This is a genomic window from Flavobacterium sp. (assembly GCF_028712645.1).
In the GTDB taxonomy this organism is placed as follows: Bacteria; Bacteroidota; Bacteroidia; order Flavobacteriales; family Flavobacteriaceae; genus Flavobacterium.
The window spans coordinates 1-3,024 of the sequence record NZ_JAQTPQ010000342.1 but is presented as its reverse complement, the minus strand read 5'-3'; the positions used below and the strand labels follow the sequence as shown (position 1 = coordinate 3,024).

Genomic DNA, 3,024 nt, shown 5'->3' with positions numbered 1-3,024 from the left:
CGCAATATTTGTGCAACTGTTCCTATCTTGTGAATATCATTTTTAGTAGGATCTTCAACTTCTTCATTTTTCTGAGCAACAACCCCAATTGTTTTTCCAGATGCATAAGCATCATTAATTAATTTTATGGATTTATCGCGTCCAGCAGTTATTGGAATCACAACTCCTGGAAATAAAACCATATTTCTTAAGGATAAAATGGGAAGTGATTCAGGTAATTCTTCGTTGTTCATTTCCTCCTCATCTTCTGGAGTCAATAAAGGTATTAAATCAGTTTCCGAATCAAATTCTTGAAGTGACAGATTGTCAAGGGTAAGTATTTTATGATTTGACATAGTTTTATTTAAGTCTTTTTGTCATTAGATTTATTCATTTCAATGAAAATAAAGGGCAGAAACACTACAATAATAAATAAAATAGATGTAGAAGGCACAATATTCGCATAACGCTAAAAAAAGACAATCATTATGCCAAAATAAATGCAATCTGCATATTTTCCTTTTAGATCAAGGATTCATTAATATTCTATTTGATAAAAATTGAGCTCTAAAACAATAGTTTGTTGTATAAATAAGTTGGTTAATCGAAATTATTCAACATATTCTGTTTTCTTCATAAAGCTCAAAACAATGTAGCCTAGCAAAAAGAAAATAGCGAGAATGAAAATAGAATTTCGCATCGAATTAGTCATAGATAATACAAAACCAAAAATAAAAGTCCCTAAAACTATAGCTATTTTCTCGGTAACATCGTAAAAACTGAAATAAGTAGCGTGATCTTCAGTTTCGGGCAACAATTTAGAATAAGTGGAACGTGACAAAGATTGAATGGCTCCAAATACCATCCCTATGGCAGCTGCAACAGAATAAAATTGTAAATCAATATATTTACTTTCCTTATTTAATAAATATACCGCAAAACAAATTAAACCCCATATCGCAATAATAAGTTTTAGTGTTTTAATATTTCCAATTCTTTCTGAAATTTTTGCAAATATATAAGCTCCAAATATGGCAACTAATTGAATTACTAAAATGGTGATAATTAATTGACTTGTTTCAATGCCTAATTCTATTTTTCCATAAATCCCTGCAAATAAAATGATGGTTTGAACACCAATGCTATATAAGAAAAAAGCCGTCAAAAATTGTTTTAAGAAAAAATGCTGTTTTAAACCTTTAAAAACAGTTGCTAATTCACGAATGCCTTTGAAAATAAAATCTTTTCGAGGTTTTTTATTATAAACATTATTGGGTAAATAATAAAAGGTAACTTGTGCAAAACCCATCCACCAAATTCCAACAGACAAAAATGAAAGTCTCGCTGGTAAAGTGGGATCAATAATTCCGTACCATTCGGGTTTCATTACCATCGTTAAATTAAAAGTCAATAAAATTACCGACCCAAAATAACCATACATAAATCCTTTGGCGCTCACTCTATCGTGTTGTTCAGGAAAAGCAACTTCGGGCAAATAAGAATTATAAAAAACAATACTTGACCAAAAACCAATACTTGCTAGTATTGTTCCCAATATCCCAATCCATAAAGTGTTTTGGTCTTTAAAGAGAAATAAACTCATCACAGCCAGTGAACCTAAATAACAGAAAAACTGCATAAATCGCTTTTTATTCCCCGTATAATCTGCAATCCCAGATAATATTGGAGACAAAAAAGCAACAATCAAAAACGAAAATGACAAAGAATACGACAACAATGTAGAATTGTGGAAGTCAGTTCCCATAAAATTTACCATTCCACCATTCGAACTTGTTACCGACTCATAGTAGATGGGGAATACGGCTGTGGAGATTACTAACGAATAAACTGAATTTGCCCAGTCATAAAATGCCCAAGCATTGATTAATTTAGGACTTCCTTTTGATAAATTTTCCATTTTTGCCATTTTATTGTTTTCAAATATAGTTAAAAACCATTCATAAAAATACAATTCACTTTCAATCATAAAAAAAATTTGCCAAAAATTCCTTTTGGAATCTTTGGCAAATAAATAATTTTAAACTTTGAAAATTTTATGCTTCCTTCAAATTCAATCTACTGTTTTTACGGCTGAAACCAAAATAAATTAAAAGTCCTATAATCAACCAAATTGTGAAATACAACCAGTTCCAAACACTTAATTCAGCCATCATATACAAACAGCAAATTAAACCTAATAATGGAATTAAGGATAAATTTTGTCGGTTTGACCAAACTGTTAATCCTATCAAAACTATCAAGAAAATCCACATCGGGATTTTATGTTTAAAAAGACTGAAACCACTTTCGTATTTTAATGAATTATCTATTGGCAATGAATTTACGACAGTTTTGTATTGAGTTTCATCAGCTTGAAATCCGCTTAAAACTACTTCTAAATCTTCAGAAGCAACCTTTTTATCAGCATAATTATTCGAAATGAAATCAAATACTTCTTTTGATTTTTCTTTATTCAAAGAAGTAACAATGGTTTCAGGTGTATTAATTTGTCTTTCGTTTGTCAAGAAATCCATTGTTGCCGTTTTGTTGTAACCAAAAGAAAAAACGAGTCCAATAATAATCAAAAACGGCATTACATATTTTGAATTTACATAAGGAGTTTTGAATTTTCCTCTAGGAATATTCGGTTTATTTTGCAATACCAAAACTCCAGCGCAAACCAAAACAAAGGCAAATAAAGTTCCAATACTACACAAATCAGTTACCATCGTCAAGTTTAAAAACAATGCTGGAACAGCAACCACAAAACCGGTAACGATTGTTGCGTAAGATGGCGTTTTGTATATTGGATGTATAGTCGAAAACTTTTTTGGTAATAAACCATCACGACTCATACTCATCCAAATTCTTGGTTGCCCCATTTGAAAAACTAACAAAACACTCGCCATTGCAATAACTGCACTTACGGCAATAATTCCCGACATCCATTTTAAGTTTAATTTATCGAAAACAAATGCAAGAGGATCTCCAACATTCAATTCATTGTAACGCACCATTCCGGTTAAAACCAGGGCAATGGCAACA

The 3,024-nt window shown here is 31.0% G+C and carries 3 protein-coding genes; all 3 read right to left on the bottom strand.

Annotated features, from left to right (window positions below):
* Positions 1-335 (bottom strand): LON peptidase substrate-binding domain-containing protein (locus PHC28_RS17525; protein WP_300103557.1); only part of this gene is annotated, 335 nt, incomplete at its 3' end.
* A 254-nt stretch (positions 336-589) separates the two neighbouring features.
* The gene (locus tag PHC28_RS17520; RefSeq protein WP_300103561.1) at positions 590-1,897 is read right to left on the bottom strand and encodes an MFS transporter; all 1,308 of its coding nucleotides are present in this window, start codon (positions 1,895-1,897) and stop codon (positions 590-592) included.
* 136 nt (positions 1,898-2,033) lie between these two features.
* A partial coding sequence (locus tag PHC28_RS17515) for an amino acid permease (RefSeq protein WP_300103554.1) occupies positions 2,034-3,024 on the bottom strand: 991 nt, incomplete at its 5' end.